This is a genomic window from Stenotrophomonas sp. NLF4-10 (genome assembly GCF_022359915.1).
GTDB lineage: Bacteria > Pseudomonadota > Gammaproteobacteria > Xanthomonadales > Xanthomonadaceae > Stenotrophomonas > Stenotrophomonas daejeonensis.
Genome location: NZ_JAKSEE010000003.1, coordinates 1,678,208 through 1,698,714 on the forward strand (window position 1 = coordinate 1,678,208; position 20,507 = coordinate 1,698,714).

Sequence of the window (20,507 nt, forward strand, 5' to 3'; positions counted from 1 at the left end):
TTCGGGCGTGTTGCGCTAGAATGCGCACCCCGGCGCCATGCCGGGTCTTTGTTTGGGCCGTTAGCTCAGTCGGTAGAGCAGAAGACTTTTAATCTTTTGGTCGAAGGTTCGAATCCTTCACGGCCCACCATGATCACCAGAAGGCCCCGCATCGTCCGGGGCCTCCTCGCTTCAGGGGCCTATAGGCGGCATCGCGCCGCCGGGCCGGTTGGCAATCGGCAATGCCGGCCCTACCATCTGCAGCCGTTGCGACGCTTGAAGGTCGTGTTTTCCGGTAACGCCGGGGGGCGCTTGAATACCCAGATCACCCAACTCCTGCATCGCTGGCAGGACGGCGACCTGCAGGCCCGGGAAAGCCTGTTCGAGGCGCTGTACGCGGACCTCGTGCTGGTCGCCCGCAACCGCCTGCTCAACCAGGCCGGCGGCACCCTGCAGCCGGCAGCGCTGGTCAACGAATCGATGATGCGCCTGCTCGGTTCGGACGTGGACTACAAGGACCGGGCCCATTTCATCGCGGTGGCGGCGCTGAAGATGCGTTCGGTGCTGGTGGACCACCTGCGTGCCCGTTCGGCCGACAAGCGTGGCGGCAACCTCGTGCACCTCACCCTGTCCCATGCCGGTGAGGTCGCCGACGACGAGGACGGCGGCCACGACGTGATGGCCCTGCATCAGGCGCTGAACCGGCTGGCCGAGCTGGAACCGCGGGCGGCAAGCATGATCGAGCTGACCTATTTCGGTGGCATGAGCCGCGACGAGATCGCCGTGGTGCTCGGCGTGTCGGCGCCGACCGTGGACCGCGACCTGCGTTTCGCGCGGGCATGGCTCAACCGCCAGCTGGCCTGATGGCGGATACCGGGAAGGGTGCCGGCAAGCTGCACTGGCGCCAGGCACGCGAGCTGTTCGATGCCCTCTGCGAGTTGCCGCGCGAGCAGTGGCAGAAGGTGTTGGACCAGCGCTGCAGCGATCCGGCGCTTGCCGAAGAGGTGCTGCAACTGCTGGACGCACAGACCGAGGGCCTGCGCCGGGTCAACGATCACCTGGGTATGGCCCTTGCGCTGGCGCTGGCCCCGGAACTGGACGCGGGGCAACGGTTGGGGCCGTGGCGGCTGACCGAGCGCATCGCCCGAGGTGGCATGGGCACGGTATTCAAGGCCGAGCGCGACGATGGCCTCTACCAGCGCACGGTGGCAATCAAGCTGCTGCACGGCCTGCCGGGAGCGGGCGAGGTGGAGCAGTTGCAGGCCGAGCGGCAGGTGCTGGCCGGGCTGCGCCTGCCCGACGTCGCCCAGCTTTACGACGGCGGCACCACGCCCGACGGCTATCCGTACCTGGTCATGGAATACGTCGACGGGCTGCCGCTGGACCGTCATTGCGCCATCCATGCGCTGGGCCTGGAGCAGCGCCTGCGATTGTTCCTCGACGTCTGCGCCATCGTCCGCTCGGCGCACGAACACCTGGTCCTGCATTGCGACCTCAAGCCGAGCAACGTGCTGGTCCGTGGCGATGGCCGGCCGGTGCTGCTCGACTTCGGCCTGGCGCGGCTGCTCAACGATGCGCGCGACCGCCGGCAAGGCGGCTACTGCACGCCGGCCTATGCCAGCCCCGAACTGGTGCGGGGCGAACACGTGGGGGTGGCCGGCGACGTCTACAGCCTGGGCGTGATGCTGGTGGAACTGCTGTCCACGCGCGCCTGCGGGCGCGGTGTGCAGGACATCGACGTGCCGGTGGCGTCGCCCTCGGCCAATGCACCGGCCGGACTGCGCTGGTACAAGGCGCTGGCCGGTGACCTGGATGCCATCGCGGGCAAGGCCTGCGCGCTGGACACGGCGCGGCGCTACCGCTCGGTGGAAGCGCTGATGGCCGACGTCTCGCGCTACCTGCAACGGCAGCCGGTGCTTGCGCGCGAAGGGGGCCGCAGCTATCGGTTGCTGCGCGGCATGCAGCGCAATTGGCGCGGTCTTGCCGCCGGCGTCGTCGCGCTTTCGCTGGCCGGGCTGTTCGTCGCCGGGTTGGTGCAGGCACGGCGGCAGGCCGAGGAGGAAGCGGCGATCGCCCGGCAGGTGGGCGATTTTATGGTCGGCGTGTTCGAGATCGCCGACCCGTTCCTGCGTACCGAGCGCGGGCAGGAGGAGCTTTCCTCGCGGCAACTGCTGGACAAGGCGGCGCTGCGGGTTGCCCGCGACCTGGCCGATGCGCCGGCGCAGTTGGCGCGGATGCGGATGGTGCTGGGCACGGCCTACCGCAATTCCGGCGTCCCGCACCAGGCCGAGGTATTGCTGCAGCAGGCGCATGACGGCTTCATGGACCCGCGCGTGGACCGGCCGGTGGATGCGGCGGCGGCGCTGGCCGAATTGTCCGTGCAGAAGACCCGGGATGGCGATGGCGTGCAGGGGAATACATTGGCCGAACGGGGCCTGGCGCTGCTGCCGGGTACCGGTGCCGGCATGGTGCGGGCCCGGCTCCACCTCGCCCGGGGGCTGGCGCTGGTGAACCAGCAGCATTTCGACCGCGGTGAGGCCGCGTTCGACACCACCATGATGCTGTATGGCAGGCAGCCCGAGGGCAGCGCCACGACCCAGGTGCTGGAGCTGGCCTACAACAAGGGGTTGATGTACCTGCGCTGGGGGCGGCTGGCACAGGCCGAGCGCGAGTTCCGCCGGGTGCTGGACGGCGTGCATGGGCGGCGCACGAGCATGGTGCTGGCCACGGAAATGCGCCTCGCGCAGGTGCTGCGCGAGCAGGGCAGGTTCGCGCAGGCGTTGCCGCTGCTGCAATCGGGCATGCGTCATGCGCGCGAACTGTATGGGCCGCAGAGCAGCTTCGTGCTGATGCAGCACGATGGACTCGCCGACCTGTACATGGATGCGGGCGACTACGCGGCCGCCGAGCGCGAATACCTGCAGCGCCACCGCCTGAGCGCGCTCATCGATGGCACCGGCTCGGTGGAATATTCGATGGGGCTGTTCAACTACGGCACGTTGCAGGAACTGCGCGGCGACGTTGCGCAGGCCGAACGGCTCTACCGGCAGGCATGGACGCTCCGCAAGGAGCGGCTGGGGGAGGATTCGCCGACCAGCCTGCGCGCCGAATCCGGGTTGGGCGCGTTGTTGGCGCGGCAGGGACGCATGGACGAGGCCGGGCAATTGTTGCTGCATGCCGACGCGGGGCTGGATGCGGCGTTGCCGGCGGATGCACCGGGGCGCATCGAGGCGCGCCTGAACCGCATCGGTTGGCACGTCCTGCGGGGTGAACTGGAGCAGGCGCGGGCATTGCTGGGAGCACTTGACGCGCGGATACCGGCAATCCTGCAACTGCGGTTGTTGCGCATCCGCGCGGATCTGGCCGAGCGGCAGGGCGAAGGCGCCGCCGCGCTGGCACTGCGCCGGACAGCGCTGGAGTTCGCGCGCGTACAGCATGGGCAGGATGGGATCGAGATCGCGGTGTGCCGCACCGAGCTGGCCGAAACCCTGCTCAGGCTCGGCCACCGGCAACCGGCGCTGGATGCGTTGCGGCAGGCCGTGCCGGTGCTGGCGCGATTGCAGGTCGAAGCCGCGCCCGAGCGGCGCAAGGCCGAAGGACTGAAGCTGCTGGCGGGTGCGCAGCAGGGCTGACGATTGCTTCCGGCATCCGCGCACCCGCGCGCAAGGCACCGTGCCGTTTACCCCTGCTCGCGCACGATCTCCACCAGCCGCTGGCCGTAGCGGGCCAGCTTGCTGCCGCCGATGCCACCGACCCGGCCCAGCGCGTCGAGGCTGTCCGGGCGCTGTTCGGCGATGTTGCGCAGGGTGCTGTCGTGGAAGATCACGAACGCCGGCACGTTCTGTTCGCGCGCCAGCTCCGCGCGCAGGCCACGCAGGGCGTTGAACAGCGCCAGGTCCTCCGGCTGCACCGGCACGCCGGTGCGCGGGCTGCCGCTGCGCTCGCGCTCGCCGCGGCTGCGCGTGGTTGGCGCTTCGCGGCGCATCATCAGTTGGCGCCGGCCCTTGAGCACGTCGCGGCTGGCGTCGGTCAGGCGCAGGCCGCCGTGCGCCTCCGGGTCCACTTCCAACAGGCTGGCGGCCACCAGTTGCCGGAATACGCCGCGCCAGCCGCGTGCGTCCAGGTCCTTGCCGATGCCGAAGGTGCTGAGCTTGTCGTGGCCGAGCTGGCGGATGCGCTCGCCGTCGCTGCCGCGCAGGATGTCGATCAGGTGGCCGACGCCGAAGCGCTGGCCGCTGCGGTAGACGCAGCTCAGCGCTTTCTGCGCGGCGACGGTGGCGTCCCACGCCGCCGGTGGGGTCAGGCAGTTGTCGCAGTTGCCGCAGGGCTGGCCCGGTACGCCCTTGGGCGTGCCGACGGGCACGTAGGTTTCGCCGAAGCCGGCCAGCAGCACCTGGCGGCGGCACTGCATGGATTCGCAGTAGCCGAGCAGGTGGTCGAGCTTGGCGCGCTCCAGGTGCTTGCGTTCCGCGCCGGCCTCGCCCTGCTCGATCATCTGCTTGAGCAGTACCACGTCGCCCAGCCCGTAGCACAGCCACGCCTCGGCGGCCTCGCCGTCGCGGCCGGCGCGGCCGGTTTCCTGGTAGTAGCCTTCCATCGACTTGGGCAGGTCGACATGGGCGACGAAGCGCACGTCCGGCTTGTCGATGCCCATGCCGAAGGCGATCGTCGCGCACATCACGATGCCGTCCTCGCGCAGGAAGCGGCGCTGGTTTTCCGCGCGCACCTCGGCCGGCAGGCCGGCGTGGTAGGGCAGGGCGTCGAGTCCTTCACTACGCAGCATGTCGGCGGTTTCCTCGACCTTGCGCCGCGACATGCAGTAGACGATGCCGGCCTCACCCCGGTGGCCGCGCAGGAAATCCAGCAACTGGCGCTTGGCGTTGTCCTTCTGCACCACCGTGTAGCGGATGTTGGGACGGTCGAAGGAACTGATGAAGTGCTCGGCCTGCGCCAGGTCCAGACGCTCGGCGATCTCGCGCTGGGTGGGCGGGTCGGCGGTGGCGGTCAGGGCGATGCGCGGGATGTGCGGCCAGCGCTCGTGCAGCACGGTGAGCTGCCGGTACTCGGGGCGGAAGTCGTGGCCCCATTGCGACACACAATGCGCTTCGTCGATGGCGAACAGGGCCAGCGGTGCGCGTTCGAGCAGCGACAGGAAGCGCGCGGTCAGCAGCCGCTCGGGGGCGACGTAGAGCAGTTTCAGTTCGCCGGCCAGCAGCTCGCGCTCGACCCGGTTGGCGGTTTCGGCATCGAGGGTGGAGTTGAGGAATTCGGCGCGCACGCCGAGCTGGCGCAGCGCCTCCACCTGGTCCTGCATCAGCGCGATCAACGGCGAAACGACGATGCCGCAGCCCTCGCGCAGCAGCGCCGGCACCTGGTAGCACAGCGACTTGCCGCCGCCGGTGGGCATCAGCACCAGCGCGTCGTTGCCGGCGGTGACGTGTTCGACGATGGCCTGCTGGTTGCCGCGGAAGGCGTCATGGCCGAAGACGCGCTTCAGCAGTTCATGGGCGGGGGATTGCATGCGGCATAGGATACCGCGCGGCTTGCGGTCGGCTTCCGGGGACGCGCCGTCGATGCGTGGGAAAAACCTCGCATGTGGCGTAGGTCGGGGCTACGCTCCCGACGTCGATGAACGTGACGTGTCGGGGATATGGACCCGACCTGCGGATTGCAACGGACGCAGCTTGCCCTTCACGTCGCGGTAGTAGCCGTCACGGATGCATCCCGACCATGCCTTTGCGCGATCGCCGGAATACCAGCTACCGGCTTCAGGATGATGGTGGGCGGAGCAGGTCCCCGGCGCGGGGTGGGCGACCAGCCAGGCATCGGCCTGTGCCGGTGTCCCGCGGAAGTGGGGTGTTGCTGCGTGGGCATCGAAGGCCAGGCCGGTGAGGACGAAGAACAGCGACGACGCGAAAACAGGCTTGACGGCAATCATCGACCAAGTCGCTCCATGAACGTGGCGAATCACAACGGAATATCCGGAGCAGAGCCCCCTTGAGTCAAGGGGGCGCGCCGAAGGCGGGGGGATATGGCAGGCAGATGAAGCAGGGTCCAGGATTCCGCCTGCGGAATCCTGGAAAACCGGAGGGCGAATGCCCGCAGGTTTACTGCAACAGCGAACGCAGCATCCACGCGTACTTCTCGTGGGTCTGCAGGCGCTGGGTCAGCAGGTCCTCGCTGGGGGCGTCGCCGGCCTTTTCGGCCTGTTCCAGCACCTTGCGCGCGGTGCGGCACACCGCTTCGTTGCCGCTGACCAGCTGGCGCACCATCTCGCGCCAGTCGGCACTGTCGGTCAGGCCCGGTTCCTCGGCGATCGAGGTCAGGGTCACGAACTCGCGGTAGGAGCCCGGGGCGTTGAAGCCCAGTGCGCGGATGCGCTCGGCGATCTCGTCCAGCGCCGTCCACTGCTCGGTGTATTGCGCCTCGAACATGGTGTGCAGCGAGTTGAACATCGACCCGGTGACGTTCCAGTGGAAGTTGTGGGTCTTCAGGTACAGGGTGTAGGCGTCGGCGAGGAAGTGCGACAGGCCGTCGGCGACCTTCTTGCGGTCGGCGTCCTTGATCCCGATGTCGATGCCCGGTGCCGACGGTGCGGCGGCGGCGAGTTTCTTCTTGGCGGTTGCCGGTTTGCTGCTCTTGGCCATGACGCTTTGCTCCTTGGCGGGTTGAATGGCTTCACAATACCGATATCGGGACCCTACCGGTATTTCAAGTTTCCACGTTGAACGATTGATGAGTGCTATCGAAAAGTACACCGCCGCGCGCCTGCGCCATGCCCGTGGGGCGATAGACGGGGCGATGAGCCGCGACCGCGGGCGGCTGCTCGGGTTGTGGTCGCGCTGGCAGGGCAAGCCGGCCGACGCCACCGCCGAGGCGGCATTCAACCAGTTGCTGGAGCAGTCACGCGCCCAGCGCCGGCAGCGCGCCGCGCGCCCGATCGCCGTCACTCTGGACGAGGCGCTGCCAATCGCGCGTGAAGCCGAGCGCATCACCGCGCTGATCCGCGCGTACCAGGTGGTGGTGATCGCCGGCGAAACCGGCTCGGGCAAGACCACGCAGCTGCCGAAGCTGTGCCTGGCCGCCGGCCGTGGCGAGGCCGGCATGATCGGCTGCACCCAGCCGCGCCGCATCGCCGCGCGCGCGGTGGCCACGCGCGTGGCCGAGGAACTGGGGGCCGAACTGGGCACGGTGGTCGGCTACCAGGTGCGCTTCACCGACAAGGTGGGCGAGGACAGCCGGGTCAAGTTCATGACCGACGGCATCCTGCTGGCCGAGATCGCCAGCGACCGCTGGCTGTCGCGCTATGACACGCTGATCATCGACGAGGCGCACGAGCGCAGCCTCAACATCGACTTCCTGCTCGGCTACCTCAAGCAGCTGCTGCGCAGGCGCCCGGACCTGAAGCTGATCGTCACCTCTGCGACCATCGACACCGAGCGCTTCTCGCGCCATTTCGACGATGCCCCGGTGGTCGGTGTCGAGGGCCGCACCTGGCCGGTGGAAGTGCGCTACCGGCCGCTGGAGGGCGGCAGCGGCGAGGACGGCGTGGAAGGCGGCGAGCGCAGCGTCAACGACGCCATCGTTGCGGCCATCGACGAAATCACCCGCACGGACCCACGCGGCGACGTGCTGGTGTTCCTGCCCGGCGAGCGCGAGATCCGCGACGCGCACCAGTCGCTGGAGCGGCGCAAGTATCGCGAAACCGAGGTATTGCCGCTGTACGCGCGCTTGTCGGCCAGGGACCAGGACCGGGTGTTCAACCCCGGCCCGAAGCGGCGCATCGTGCTGACCACCAACGTCGCCGAAACCTCGCTGACGGTGCCGCGCATCCGCTACGTGGTCGATCCCGGCCATGCGCGGGTCAAGCGCTACAGCCCGCGGCAAAAACTCGATCGGCTGCACATCGAACCGGTGTCGCAGGCCAGCGCCAACCAGCGCAAGGGCCGCTGCGGGCGCATCGCCGAGGGCGTGTGCTACCGGCTGTACGCCGAGGCCGATTTCCAGTCACGCCCGGAGTTCACCGATCCGGAAATCCGCCGCTCCTCGCTGGCCGGGGTGATCCTGCGCATGCTGCAGCTGGGCTTGGGGAAAATCGAGGATTTCCCGTTCCTCGAACCACCGGACGAACGTGCGGTGGCCGACGGCTGGCAGCAACTGGCCGAACTCGGCGCGATCGACGGCGAGCGCAAGCTCACCGCCATCGGCCGGCAGATGGCGCGGTTGCCGGTGGACGTGAAGCTGGCGCGGATGCTGGTGGCCGCGCAGAAGGGCGTCTGCCTGCACGAGATGCTGGTGATCGCTTCCTTCCTCGGCATCCAGGACCCGCGCGAACGGCCGCCGGAAGCGCGCGAGGCCGCCGACAACGCGCATGCGACCTTCGCCGACCCGCGCTCGGAATTCATCGGCATCCTGCGCCTCTGGGAGGGTTACCGAATTGCCCATGAAGACCTGACCCAATCGAAGCTGCGCGACTGGTGCGGCCGCCATTTCCTCGGCTTCCTGCGCATGCGCGAATGGCGCGAACTGCACCGGCAGCTGCGGCTGCTGTGCGAGGAGCTGGGTTGGGACAGTGCCGGCGACGGCACGTTCGCCAAGGCATTGTTGTCGGCGCCCGCGGCATTGCCGGCCGGCGGCGATGGCGAAGCCAGGCGCAAGGCCACGCGCGGCGAACTGCACAAGGCGGCGCGACTGGCGCGAGAGGGAAAAACGGGGTCAGGTTCACTTTCCTCTCAAACATCCAGCCAGTCGGTGAAAAAACGTGGAGAAAGTGAACCTGACCCCGTTTTCTCCCCCGGCGTGCCGGAAAAAGCACGCGCCGCCGCCTATCAGGCGCTGCACCGCGCGATCCTCGCCGGCCTGCCGACGCAGATCGGCCACCGCACCGAGAAAGGCGACTTCCAGGCGCCGCGGCAGCGCCGTTTCCACCTGTTCCCCGGTTCGGCGCTGGCGAAGAAACCGCCGCCGTGGGTGCTCAGCGCGACCCTGCTCGATACCCAGCGGGTGTGGGGCCTGACCAATGCCGCGATCGAGCCGGACTGGGCGATCGCCGAACTGCCGCACCTTTTGGCGCGCAAGCACTTCGACCCGCACTGGTCGCGCGCGCAGGGGCAGGTGCTGGCGGCCGAGCAGATCAGCCTGTTCGGGCTGGTGCTGGCGCCGCGCAAGCCGGTGCACTACGGCCGCATCAACCCCGGCGAGGCGCACGACATCTTCGTGCGCCAGGCGCTGGTGACCGGCGAGATCAACACCCGCGCCGGCTTCGTCGCCGACAACCAGAAGGTGCTGGAACAGGCACGCGAGGAGGAAGCCAAGCTGCGCCGCGCCGGCATCGTCGCCGACGAGGACTGGCAGGCGCGCTGGTACCTGGACCGGGTACCGGCCGAGATCCACTCGGCCAGCCGGCTGGATGCGTGGTGGAAGGAACTGCCGGCCGACAAGCGCCGCGCGCTGCACTGGTCGCTGGCCGACCTGCTGCCGGGCGAGGGCAGCGAGCAGGAGCGCTACCCGAAATACCTCGCGCTGGGCGACGCGCGGCTGGCGCTGCATTACCGCTTCGAGCCGGGCGCCGAGGACGACGGCGTGACCCTGGACGTGCCGCTGCACCTGCTGGGCGCGCTCGACCCGGCGCGGCTGTCGTGGCTGGCGCCGGGCTTCGTCGCCGACAAGGCCGCGGCGCTGATCCGCAGCCTGCCCAAGGCGATGCGCCGCAACTACGTGCCGGCGCCGGATTTCGGCCGCGCTTTCTTCGAGGCGTTCCCGCAGCCCTCGGCCGACGACATCCGCGGCGAACTGGCGCGGTTTTTGAGCAAGGCCACCGGCGCGCAGGTGGCGGCCACCGATTTCGACGAGGCCGCGCTGGAGCCGCATCTGCGGATGAATTTGCGGCTGCTGGAACTTTCCCCTTCCCGCGCAAAGCACCCCTCGCCAACCCTCCCCTTCGCCTCCGGCAAAAGGGAGGGGGCAGAAGCTCCTCCCCTTGGCCGTGCAGCGGACAGGGGGAGGTTGGGAGGGGGGGCTTTGCGCGATGAAACGCCGAAAGTATTGGCCATCTCGCGCGACCTCGACGCCCTGCGCACCCGCTTCGGCGAACGCGCCGGCCATGCCTTCGCCGCGCGCGCGGGCAAGGCGCTGGCGGCCGAGGGCCTGCGCGAATTCCCGGCCAATGCCATTCCCGAACAGGTGCCGGGCGAAGCCGGCGTGCCCGCGTTCCCGGCGCTGGTGGATACCGGCGAGGCTGCCGCGCTGCGCATCTTTGCCGACCGCAACGAAGCATTGCTTGCGCACCCGCAAGGCGTGCGCCGCCTGCTGGAAATCGCGCTGGCCGACAAGCTCAAGCAGGCGCGCAAGCAACTGCCGGTGTCGCCCAAGACCGGCCTTCTGTATGCGGCGATCGAGTCGCAGGAAAGGCTGCGCGGCGATCTGGTGGACGCGGCGATGAACGCGGTACTGGCCGACGGGCTGGGCGACATCCGTACCCCTGAAGCTTTCGAGCAGCGCCGTGCCGACGCGGCAAAGCAGTTGTTCGGCGAAGCGATGGCGCGGTTGAAGCTGGCCGAGACCATCCTTGGTCTGGTCGGCGAACTGAGGCCGCTGCTGGAAGCGCCACTGATGGGCTGGGCGCGGGGCAACCTCGACGACATGGAGCGGCAGCTGGCCGGTCTGGTCCACGCCGGTTTCCTGAGGCAAACCCCGGCCGACGCACTGGCGCAGTTCCCACGCTACCTGAAGGCGATGATCCTGCGCAGCGAACGTGCCAAGCGCGACCCGCCGCGCGACCAGGCACGGATGCTGGAGCTCAAGCCTTTCGTCGATGCATTGGCTGAGGCACAGGTGCAGGGCAGGGCGGCGCGGCCGGAGTGGTCGGCGCTGCGCTGGGACATCGAGGAACTGCGGGTGTCGCTGTTCGCGCAGGAACTGGGTTTCCGCGCTGGCGTCTCGCCGAAGAAGCTGGCGCAACGGGTGGTGGCACTGCGCGGTTGATCGCTCCCTCCGGGTGCGCGGGAACCGTAGCTGCCGGGCTTGCCCAGCAGAGGGATTCGCCGGGAAAGCCCCCATGCGGGGCAAGCCCCGCGTCTACGCCAAATGACACGGTGGCGGGCTCGCCCCGTGCCTACGGTGTCGTGCGGTATTGCTCGATGCAGCGCCGCCGCGCCGCGTTGACCAGGGTGTTCGCGTTGGCGTGCTCGCGGGTGATGGCCTGTCGCAGCGTGGCCATGCGGGCGCGCAATGCCTGGCTGCGCTGCGCGTCGGCGCCTGCCAACTGCTCGTTGAGCATCGCCATCTGCTGCTGGTGCGCAGCCACGCGGTCGTTGGACGGGCCGTAGATGGAGGCGGTGGCATTGGCGACGCACTCGCGTTCGGCACTGCGGTCGACCTCACCAGTGGTGGGGGCGGAGACATTGCTTTCCTGGGGTGCGGGCGTTCCGGTGCCGTCCGCCACCGGCGCCGCCGCGGCGGCGACGGGATCGTCGCGCAGCTTCATCGGCTGCGCACTGGCGTCGCAGGGGAACTCCGAATACACGGTCTCCCCGGACTTGCCCTTGCACTTGTACACCTGCGCCGCGGCCAGGCCCGGCAGCAGCATCAGCATGGCGAACGCGAGGATCGGGAGGCGCCGGTTCATTTGCTGCGGCGGACCTTGGCGCGGGTATTGAGGCCCTCGACCTGCAGGTACCACACGCCCATCAGCCCCGGCGTGATCTTCACCTTCGGTGCCTGCCTGCGCACGCCGGCCACCCGCGCATCGTCGGTCTGTTCCCACAGCTGGCCGTTGTCCAGCGTGTACTGGCGGCCCTTGCCGAAGCCGGTGAATTCGCCGACCAGCGCCGCCTCGATCGGTTCGCTGGAACCGAAGTCGAAGAAGCCGCGGTTCTTGATGATCACTTCCTGCCGGCCTTCCTCGCGCGCCTGTTCGACCGCGCTGGCGGTGGCCTGCTGCACCTTGCCCTGCAGCCAGGCGTTGAGCGCGGCCAGTTCCTCCGGGCTCAGCTTGTCCAGCCCGGCGGCCTTGAATTCCCCGGCGGTCATCTGCCGTTGCAGGTCGCCTTCCACCACGCGCTGCGCGTGGGCGTCGGAAACCAGGGCGAGCAGGAGCAGGGCGGCGAACGGAAACGACAGGCGTGCGGTCATCATGGACGATTGTTCCCGGTGAGGGTTGGGCGCTAGTGTAGGGGTAACCGCCCGCGATTGATTGCCGTGACACGCTCTTCCCTTTCCGGCCTGGATGCCCTGCTGCAACGTCCCTCCTGCGGCGCGTTGTCCGGGCCAGTGCGGCAGGCCCTGCTGGATGCCTGGCAACCGCCTGATGCCGATGCGCCGCCGCGGCTGCCGTGGCCGGTACTGGCCGACACCCTGGATTCGCTGGCGCTGCTGTCCGCCGACGAGGCGGTGGTGGTGGCCGCCCTGCTGTTCGACCTGCCGGGGCTGCGCGCGCGCCTGCCGGAGTTGCCGCTGGGCACTGCCGCCACCGCGGTGCGCGGCCTGCTGGACGGGCAGGACGCCGCCGACCAGGTGTGGGCGCTGCACGCCGGGCGCGAGGCCGGGCGCAACAGCGAGGGCCTGCGCCGGCTGCTGCTGTCCATCGTCCACGACCTGCGGGTGGTGCCGATCCTGCTGGCGCGGCAGCTGGCCTGCATGCGCGCGGCCGACCGGCTGCCGGAGGAGCAGCGCCGCGCGCTGGCGCAGCTGACCCGCGACATCCATGCACCGCTGGCCAACCGGCTGGGCATCTGGCAGTTGAAGTGGGAGCTGGAGGACCTCGCGTTCCGCTTCCTCGACGCGGACACCTACCGCCACATCGCCCGCGAGGTGGACGAGACCCGCGTCGCCCGCGAACGCTACGTCGAGGCGGTCAAGCGCAAGCTGTCGGCGGCGCTGGCCACGCATGGCATCCGTGCCGAGGTCAGCGGCCGGCCCAAGCACATCTACAGCATCTGGCGGAAGATGCAGAAGAAGCAGCTGGCCTTCGAGCAGCTCTACGACCTGCGCGCGGTGCGGGTGATGGTGGACGACGTCGCCGCCTGCTACGCCGCGCTGGGCATCGTGCATGCCCTGTGGACGCCGATCCCCAGCGAGTTCGACGACTACATCGCCCGCCCCAAGGCCAACGACTACCGCTCGCTGCACACCGCGGTGATCGGCCCCGAAGGGCGCACCGTGGAAGTGCAGATCCGTACCTTCGAGATGCACGCGCAGGCCGAGCTGGGCGTGGCCGCGCACTGGAAGTACAAGGAGGGCGGCAAGGGCGCGGAGAAGTCGTTCGACCGCAAGATCACCTGGATGCGGCAGCTGCTGGAGCAGGCGCAGGACGCGACCGGCCCCGAGGACCTGGCCGGCGCGCTGGATGCCGAACTGATCGAGGACCGCGTCTACGCGCTCAGCCCCAAGGGCGAGGTGATGGACCTGCCGGCCGGCGCCACGCCGCTGGACTTCGCCTACCACGTGCACACGATGGTCGGGCACCGCTGCCGCGGGGCGAAGGTCAATGGCCGCATCGTGCCGCTGGCCTACCGCCTGCGCAGCGGCGACCGCGTGGAAATCCTCACCGCCAAGGAGGCCGACCCGCGCCGCGACTGGCTGCTGCCGGCCAATGGCTTCCTCGCCAGCAGCCGCTCGCGCGAGAAGGTGCGCACCTGGTTCCACAAGCTCGACCGCGCGCGCAACGTGCAGGCCGGGCGCGAGCTGCTCGACCGCGAGCTCAAGCGACTGGGCCTGCAACAGGCCGACCTGATGGTGGCGGCCAAGCGCTTCCACGCCGACAGCGTCGACGACCTGTACATCCAGGTCGCGCTCGGCGACACCGGCCCCAGCCAGGTCAGCCGCGCGCTGCTGGAGGCGGAGAAGGAGAAGAACCAGCCGGCGCCGGCCACGCCGCCGCTGCCGCGCCCGACCGCGCGCCGCGACGGCATCGGCAAGTCCGATTTCACCGTGCAGGGCGTGGGCAACCTGCTGGTGCAGCTGGCGCGCTGCTGCCGGCCGGTGTCCGGCGAGCCGATCGCCGGCTACCTCACCCGCACCCGTGGCGTCACCGTGCACCGCAGCGATTGCGCCGCGCTGGCGCGGCTGTCGGCCGCCCATCCCGAGCGCGTGCTGCCGGTGGAGTGGGGCCGCGCCGGCTCCGGCTACGAGGTGGACGTGATGGTCCGCGCGGTGGACCGGCGCTGGCTGCTGAAGGACATCACCAACCTGATCGCGCAGGAGGACGCCTACGTGCTCAACATCAACAGCGACACCCTGCGCGACAGCGGCCGCGTGCAACTGCGCCTGCGGCTGAAGGTCAACGACTACGGCCAGCTCTCCACGCTGCTGGGCAAGATGGACGCATTGCCCGGCGTGGACGAGGCCCGGCGCATGGGCTGACGGGCGCAGGCCGCCGGGACGGATGCAGGACGATGCAACGGACGCGGATGAAAAAGCTTGCCGAACGCCTGCGCCTGTATGCGCGCTGGTGGGTGGCGCGCGGCTGGAACAGCCCGCGCGCATGGCGGGCGATCGCCATCGGCGTGGCCGGGCTGGCGCTGCTGCTGGCGTTGTTCCGGCAGCCGCTGGCCGAGCGTTTCTGGCCGGAGCCGCGTATCCAGCAACTGCTGGACGACGGCCGGCAGGCCCTGCGCGAAGGGCGCCTGAGCGCGGCCGACGGCAGCGGCGCGCGCGAGCGTTTCGAGGCCGCCGCCGCGCTCGACCCCGACCGCCGCGACGTGCGCGACGCGCTGGTCGCCACCGGCCATGCGGCGCTGGCGCGGGCGCGCCGGCAGCTGGCGGCAGGTGAGACCGAAGCGGCACGCAAAGCACTGGCGCTGGCGCGCGACCTGCAGATGCCGCGCACCGACATCGACGCCATCGCCGCGCAGTTGCAGGCCGGCGTGCAGGGCCGTGGCGGCTTCCTGCAGTTGCTGCAGCGCGCGGACCAGGCGCAGGCGCAGGGCCATCTGGACGACGGGCCGGACAGCGCCCTGCCGCTGTACCAGCAGGTGCTGGCGCTGCAGCCGGACCAGATGCGCGCGCTGGAAGGGCGCGACGCCGCGTTGTCCGAACTGCTGGCCGCGGCCACCGACGATGCCGCGCGCGGCCGCCTGCAACAGGCCGCGCAGCACCTGCGACGGGTGGAACATTACGACGCCGGCCATTCCGAACTGCCGGCCGCACGTTCGGCGTTGAATGCCGCGCTGGAGCAGCGCCGCCGCCGGGCCGAGCGCGACCTTGCGCAGGGGCAGCTGGACAAGGCGGCCGAAGGCTTCGGGCAACTGCTGGCGGTGGGCGAGGACCCCGCTGCACGGCAGGGCCTGCAGCGGGTCGGGCAGGCGCAGGCGCGCGAGGCGGGCCGGCTGGCCGGTGATTTCCATTTCGACGCGGCCGAACGGGCGTTGGCGCGGGCACGCGAACTGGCGCCGGAGAGTCCCGAAGTCGTCGCGGCCGGGCTGGCCCTGCAGCGCGCGCGCACGGCGGCGCGGGCGATGGACCCGGCGCTGGCCCCGGCCGAGCGCGAACGCCGGGTCAAGGCCCTGTTGGCGCGGATGGCGGCGGCCGAAGCGCGGGGGCAATGGCTGCTGCCGCCCGGCGCCAGCGCCTACGACCATTTCAAGGCGGCGCAGGCGCTGGCGCCGGACGATGCGCGGATCAGGCAGGCCGGTGCCCGGCTGCTGCCGGCCGCGCGCGGATGCCTGGACGAGAACCTGCGCGGCAACCGCCTGCAGGCCGCACGCGCCTGCCTGGATGCGTGGCAGGCCCTGGCCGCGGGGGACGACGGCCTGCCCGCCGCGCGCCGCCGCCTTGCCCAGCGCTGGCTTGCGGTCGGCAGCGAGCGGCTGGGGGCGGGCGATGTCGGGTTCGCGGCAAGGGCGCTGGAACAGGCGCGCGGACTGGACCCGGCGACGCCGGAGTTGCCGGCCTTCGCCGAACGCCTGCGCAGCGCGGGGCGCTAGCTCAGGAACACCCGCGCCACGGTGTCGCGCGCGGCGTCCATCGAGAAGTGCCGGGCGATGTTGTGCAGGCCGTTGCCGGACAGCTGCCGCCACAAGGCTTCGTCATCGTGCAGCCGCACCACCGCATCGGCGAACGCCTCGGCATCGTCGGCGACCAGCACGTCCTGCCCGTCGCGCAGGTACATGCCCTCCACCGCGCAGGCGGTGGCTACCACCGGCTGGCCGTGGGCCATGCTCAGGTTGACCTTGCCCTTCACCCCGGCGCCGAAACGCAGCGGCGCCACCGCGATGCGGCAGCCCTCCATCCACGGCACCACGTCCGGCACGTAGCCGTGCACCTGCACGCCCGGTCGGGTGGCCGCCAGTGCCTGCAACCCGTCGGGTACGTCGGCGCCGATGCAGTGGAAGCGGATGTCCGGCAGCCGTGCGCGGACCAGCGGGAACACCTCGCCGATGAACCACTGCATCGCATCGAGGTTCGGCGGGTGGCGGAAGCCGCCGACGAACACCAGGTCGTGCCGTTGCGCCCAGTCGCGGCCGTGGCCGGCCACTTCGTGCAGGTTGGACAGTAGCTCCACCTCGACCCGTGGCGCGTCAACCGCAAGCTGCTTCTTTTCTGCGGCGCTGACCAGCAGGGTGACGTCGGTGGCCGCCATCACCGCCAGTTCGCTGGCGCGGGTGCGCTCGGCGGCGCGCAGCAGGCGCGGGTCGCCAGCCAGTTCGGCGCCACGACGTTCGCGCAGGTAATGCAGGTCCACCGTGTCGAACACGATGCGCGCCTGCTGCGCATGCCGGCGCAGCAGCGGCAGGCATTCGCGGGCGACGTGGTGGCGCACCAGCATCGCTACGTGGAAACGGTGGCCGTGCGTGCGCAGCCAACGGCCCACGCCGCCGAGGAACGGCGCATGCCATACCTCCACGCCCAGCGCCTGCAGGGCTTCGCTGGCCGCGCCGCCATGCAGGCCACGGGTGGGCAGGAACACCACGTGCGCGCCGCCGGCCAGCAGCATGCGGATCAGGTTGAACTGGCGCAGCGAGGCCGAATCGCGGTCGGGCTGCGGCACCACCTCGTCGACGATCAGGACCTGCCGCTGGCCGCGATGCAGCCGCGCGGGCGTGGGCACGCTGCCCACCGGCAGTTGCCGCGCCAGCGCGTCGCGCCACTTGTCCGCGAACACCTGCCGGTTGCGGACCTGCCAGGCCTTGACGCCGCTGTTGGTGTCGGTGCCGTTGCTGGTGCCCTCGTCGTGCACCACGCGGCTGGCCGGCTGCACCAGCACCCGGCGGCCGCTGGCGCGAACCTGGAACGCCAGGTCGGTATCCTCGTAATAGGCCGGCGCGTAGCGCGTGTCGAAGCCGCCCAGTCCGGCGAACAGCGCGCGCGGGATCGCCAGCGCCGCGCCGGAACAGTAGTCGGCGTCGCGCAGGCTGGCGTAGCGCGGGTCCTCGGCCGATTCGAAGCGGCCGTAGCTCCAGCAGCTGCCGTCGGCGAACACCACGCCGCCCGATTCCTGCAGGCGCCCGTCCGGGTACAGCAGCTGCGCGCCGACCAGCCCGGCGTCGGGCACGCTTGCGAAGGTGTCCAGCAGCGCGTCCAGCCAGCCCGGCTGCGGCACCGTGTCGTTGTTCAGCAGCACCACGTAGTCGCCGCGTGCCAGTCGCAGGCCGTCGTTGCAGGCGGCGATGAAGCCGCCGTTTTGCTCCCGCACGTGGTAGCGCAGGCCCTCGACCTGCGGCAGCCATTGTGCGGTTTCGTCGCTGCTGCCGTCGTCGATCACCAGGACCTCGCAGGCCGCCGCCGGCGGGTAGGCCGCCAGCGCGCGCAGGCAGGCCAGCGTGTGCCGGCACTGGTTGTAGACCGGGATGACGATGCTGGCCTGCGGCCGCTCGCTGGCAGGCACGGCAAAAGGCGCGAACGGGGTGGCGGCCGGGACGAACAGCGGTTCACGGCGCGGCGGCGGCTGCCGTCGCAGGTGCACGCCGATCCGGTGCAGGGTGGCGCGCCAGCCGCGGGTGTGCAGGCTGGACAGGCTGCGGCGGATCAGGCCGGTGACGCGGTCGAGGTGGTAGCGCGCGTCGGCCAGCGACATCGACATTCCGGTGGAACTCCAGCTTAAGCGGGGGAGGGCGTGCGGCCCTGCCGGGGCGCGGGGCTGCGTTAGACTCGCCTGAACCTACATTCTCGCATCCCCGTGCCGCGACGCTACGATTCCGACGAACTGGACGACGACACCAGCGACCGCCGCGCGCTCTGGCGCAACCGGTCGATCACCTGGGGCATGGCCGCCGTGGCCCTCGGGCTGGGCTTCCTGATCCCCTATACCGTCTACCTGAACTCGCAGGTGACGCAGCGCTTCGGGCAGCTGCGCTGGCAGATTCCCACCCGCGTCTATGCACGGCCGCTGGTGCTGGCCCCGGGCGTGGCGATGGACGTGGACACGCTGAAGACCGAGCTGGCCGCTTCCGGCTACCGCGACGACGGCACCGGCAGGAGTCCCGGCACCTACCTGGCGCAGGGGGGCCGCTTCACCATCTCCAGCCGCGGCTACGTCGATGTCGATGGCCGCGTGGCGCCGCGGCAGGTGGAAGTGGCGGTGTCCGGCGGGCGGGTGGCCTCGCTGCGCGACGGCGCCGAGCGCAAGCCGCTGAAGACGGCGCGGCTGGACCCGGCGCGCATCGCCACCCTGTACGGGCAGAAGCAGGAGGAGCGCCGGCTGGTGCGCATCGCCGAAGTGCCCGAACTGCTGGTCACCGGCCTGCAGGCGGTGGAAGACAAGGATTTCAACCGCCACCACGGCATCGACCTGAGCGGCATCGCGCGCGCGGTGTGGGTGACGGTGCGCTCCGGCGGCAAGGTCCGCCAGGGTGCGAGCACGCTGACTCAGCAGCTGGCGCGCAGCGGCCTGCTCGGCATCGGCAAGGAGCAGACCGTCACCCGCAAGTTCAACGAGGTGCTGTACGCGCTGATCATGGAGGCGCGCTACGACAAGCCGGTGATCCTGGAGGCCTACCTCAACCAAGTGTACCTCGGCCAGCGCGGCAGCCAGGCGATCCACGGCGTGGCCTCCGGCGCCGAGTTCTGGTTCGGGCGCGACCTGGATTCGCTGACCACCGAGCAGGTGGCGTTGCTGATCGGGCTGGTGAAGGGCCCCTCGTACTACGACCCGCGCCGCAACCCCGAGCGCGCGCTGGACCGGCGCAACTTCGTGCTGGGCAAGCTGCACGAGAACGGGCTGGTCGACGCCGCCGAATACCAGCGCGCGCTGAAGGCGCCGCTGGGCGTGCCGAAGGTGCCGGGGCTGGTGGCCGCCAACCGTTTCCCGGCCTACATCGACCTGGTGCGTCGCCAGCTTGGCCACGACTACCCGGAAAGCGCGCTGCAGGGCGCCGGCCTGAACGTGTTCACCGGCATGTCGCCGTCGGCGCAGGCCTATGCCGAGGGCGCGGTGGCCAGCACCATCAAGTCGCTGGAGAACAAGCGCCGGCCCGAGCTGCAGGCCGGGCTGGTGGTGACCGACGTGCACAACGGCGACGTGCTGGCCGTGGTCGGCAGCCGCGACGTCGCCGAGCCTGGCTTCAACCGCGCCATCGAGGCGCAGCGCCCGGTGGGCTCGCTGCTCAAGCCGTTCGTCTACCTGCTGGCGCTGGCGCAGCCGGACCGCTGGTCGCTGGCGTCGTGGGTCGAGGACACCCCGGTCACGGTGAAGCTCGGCCGCGGCCGCAACTGGTCGCCGGGCAATGCCGACAACCGCAGCCACGGCACGGTGCGGCTGGTCGATGCGCTGGCCCGTTCCTACAACCAGGCCACGGTGCGGGTGGGCATGCAGGTCGGGCCCGAGCGGCTGACCCAGCTGATCCACGTGCTGGCCGGGCTCAAGGCCGAGGCCAACCCGGCGGTGATCCTCGGCTCGACCGACCAGAGTCCCTACGGCATGGCACAGCTGTACCAGTTCCTTGCCTCCGGCGGCGAAATCCAGCCATTGCACGCGGTGCGCGGCGTGGTCGACGCGCAGGGCAAGCTGCTCAAGCGCTACGACAAGGACCCGGCGCCGGCGCAGGAGGGCGACTCGATCGCCGCCAACCTGATCAGCGTGGCGCTGCAGCAGGTGGTGTCCAGCGGCACCGCGGCGGGGCTCAATGCCGATGGCCTGGGCCGGTTGCAGCCGGCCGGCAAGACCGGTACCACCAACGACGGCCGCGACAGCTGGTACGCCGGTTATACCGGCGACCACCTGGCGGTGATCTGGATGGGCAACGACCAGAACGAGCAGGCCGGCCTGTACGGCGCCACCGCCGCGATGCGGGTGTGGGCGGGCATCTTCCGCAGCCTGCCGAGTGCGCCGCTGCGGGTGAACAACAAGGGCCTGGACTGGCAGTACGTTGCCGCCGAAGGCGTGGGCAGCACCGATGCGGACTGTCCCGGCGCGCGCCGCTTCCCGTTCGTGGCCGGTTTCGCGCCGGCCTATGCGCCATGCGCGCCGCCGGCCGCGCCGGAGGAGGAAGCACGGCAGAGCGGTGGCTGGCGCAGTTGGTTCGGGCTGGACCGCAAGCAACCGGAACCGGCGTCCACCCCGCCTTCAGACGTGCCCGCGCGATAATGCCCGC

Annotated in this window: 12 protein-coding genes and 1 tRNA gene; 7 read left to right on the plus strand and 6 right to left on the minus strand. The window is 70.4% G+C overall.

Annotation, left to right across the window (positions count from 1 at the left end):
- The first annotated feature begins 54 nt into the window (after positions 1-54).
- From MIC98_RS07980 to MIC98_RS07990, 3 genes are all read left to right on the plus strand, one after another.
- Positions 55-130, plus strand: a tRNA-Lys gene (locus tag MIC98_RS07980).
- Positions 131-291: 161 nt separating this feature from the next.
- Complete coding sequence (locus tag MIC98_RS07985; protein ID WP_057641717.1) at positions 292-843, plus strand: ECF-type sigma factor; 552 nt, start codon at positions 292-294, stop codon at positions 841-843.
- A complete protein-coding gene (locus MIC98_RS07990; protein ID WP_239736761.1) occupies positions 843-3,611 on the plus strand; it encodes a serine/threonine-protein kinase in 2,769 nt (922 codons plus the stop codon). Before MIC98_RS07985 ends, MIC98_RS07990 begins: the two co-directional genes overlap by 1 nt.
- Before the next feature lie 47 nt (positions 3,612-3,658).
- Here MIC98_RS07990 and recQ read toward each other — a convergent pair whose 3' ends face one another.
- The 3 genes from recQ to MIC98_RS08005 all read right to left on the minus strand — a co-directional run bounded on the left by recQ (position 3,659) and on the right by MIC98_RS08005 (position 6,626).
- Positions 3,659-5,500, minus strand: a complete 1,842-nt coding sequence (recQ, locus tag MIC98_RS07995) for a DNA helicase RecQ (RefSeq protein WP_239736762.1) — start codon at positions 5,498-5,500, stop codon at positions 3,659-3,661.
- A gap of 90 nt (positions 5,501-5,590) precedes the next feature.
- Positions 5,591-5,917: a hypothetical protein gene (locus tag MIC98_RS08000; protein WP_239736763.1), complete on the minus strand. Its 327-nt coding sequence runs from the start codon at positions 5,915-5,917 to the stop codon at positions 5,591-5,593.
- A gap of 169 nt (positions 5,918-6,086) precedes the next feature.
- Positions 6,087-6,626, minus strand: coding sequence for a Dps family protein (locus MIC98_RS08005; protein ID WP_057641720.1), 540 nt, complete (start codon positions 6,624-6,626; stop codon positions 6,087-6,089).
- Between the two features lie 88 nt (positions 6,627-6,714).
- Here MIC98_RS08005 and hrpA point away from each other — a divergent pair, with 88 nt between their 5' ends.
- Positions 6,715-10,962, plus strand: a complete 4,248-nt coding sequence (gene hrpA / locus MIC98_RS08010) for an ATP-dependent RNA helicase HrpA (protein ID WP_239736764.1) — start codon at positions 6,715-6,717, stop codon at positions 10,960-10,962.
- Positions 10,963-11,092: 130 nt separating this feature from the next.
- Here the strand turns inward: hrpA and MIC98_RS08015 are convergent, their stop codons facing one another.
- Positions 11,093-11,605, minus strand: a complete 513-nt coding sequence (locus tag MIC98_RS08015) for a DUF4124 domain-containing protein (protein WP_239736765.1) — start codon at positions 11,603-11,605, stop codon at positions 11,093-11,095.
- On the minus strand, positions 11,602-12,111 hold the full coding sequence (locus MIC98_RS08020) for a hypothetical protein (protein ID WP_239736766.1): 510 nt from the start codon (positions 12,109-12,111) through the stop codon (positions 11,602-11,604). The genes MIC98_RS08015 and MIC98_RS08020 overlap by 4 nt, the downstream gene beginning before the upstream one ends.
- Before the next feature lie 57 nt (positions 12,112-12,168).
- Between MIC98_RS08020 and MIC98_RS08025 the strand changes: the two genes are divergently transcribed.
- Together MIC98_RS08025 and MIC98_RS08030 are read left to right on the plus strand one after the other, a co-directional pair.
- Positions 12,169-14,340: a bifunctional (p)ppGpp synthetase/guanosine-3',5'-bis(diphosphate) 3'-pyrophosphohydrolase gene (locus tag MIC98_RS08025; RefSeq protein ID WP_275584485.1), complete on the plus strand. Its 2,172-nt coding sequence runs from the start codon at positions 12,169-12,171 to the stop codon at positions 14,338-14,340.
- A gap of 47 nt (positions 14,341-14,387) precedes the next feature.
- A complete protein-coding gene (locus MIC98_RS08030) occupies positions 14,388-15,902 on the plus strand; it encodes a hypothetical protein (RefSeq protein ID WP_239736768.1) in 1,515 nt (504 codons plus the stop codon).
- Here MIC98_RS08030 and MIC98_RS08035 read toward each other — a convergent pair.
- On the minus strand, positions 15,899-17,998 hold the full coding sequence (locus tag MIC98_RS08035; protein ID WP_239736769.1) for a glycosyltransferase: 2,100 nt from the start codon (positions 17,996-17,998) through the stop codon (positions 15,899-15,901). The two genes, MIC98_RS08030 and MIC98_RS08035, sit on opposite strands and share 4 nt — an antisense overlap.
- Positions 17,999-18,094: 96 nt before the next feature.
- Here MIC98_RS08035 and mrcB point away from each other — a divergent pair, with 96 nt between their 5' ends.
- On the plus strand, positions 18,095-20,500 hold the full coding sequence (gene mrcB / locus MIC98_RS08040) for a penicillin-binding protein 1B (RefSeq protein WP_239736770.1): 2,406 nt from the start codon (positions 18,095-18,097) through the stop codon (positions 20,498-20,500).
- Positions 20,501-20,507: the final 7 nt, after the last annotated feature.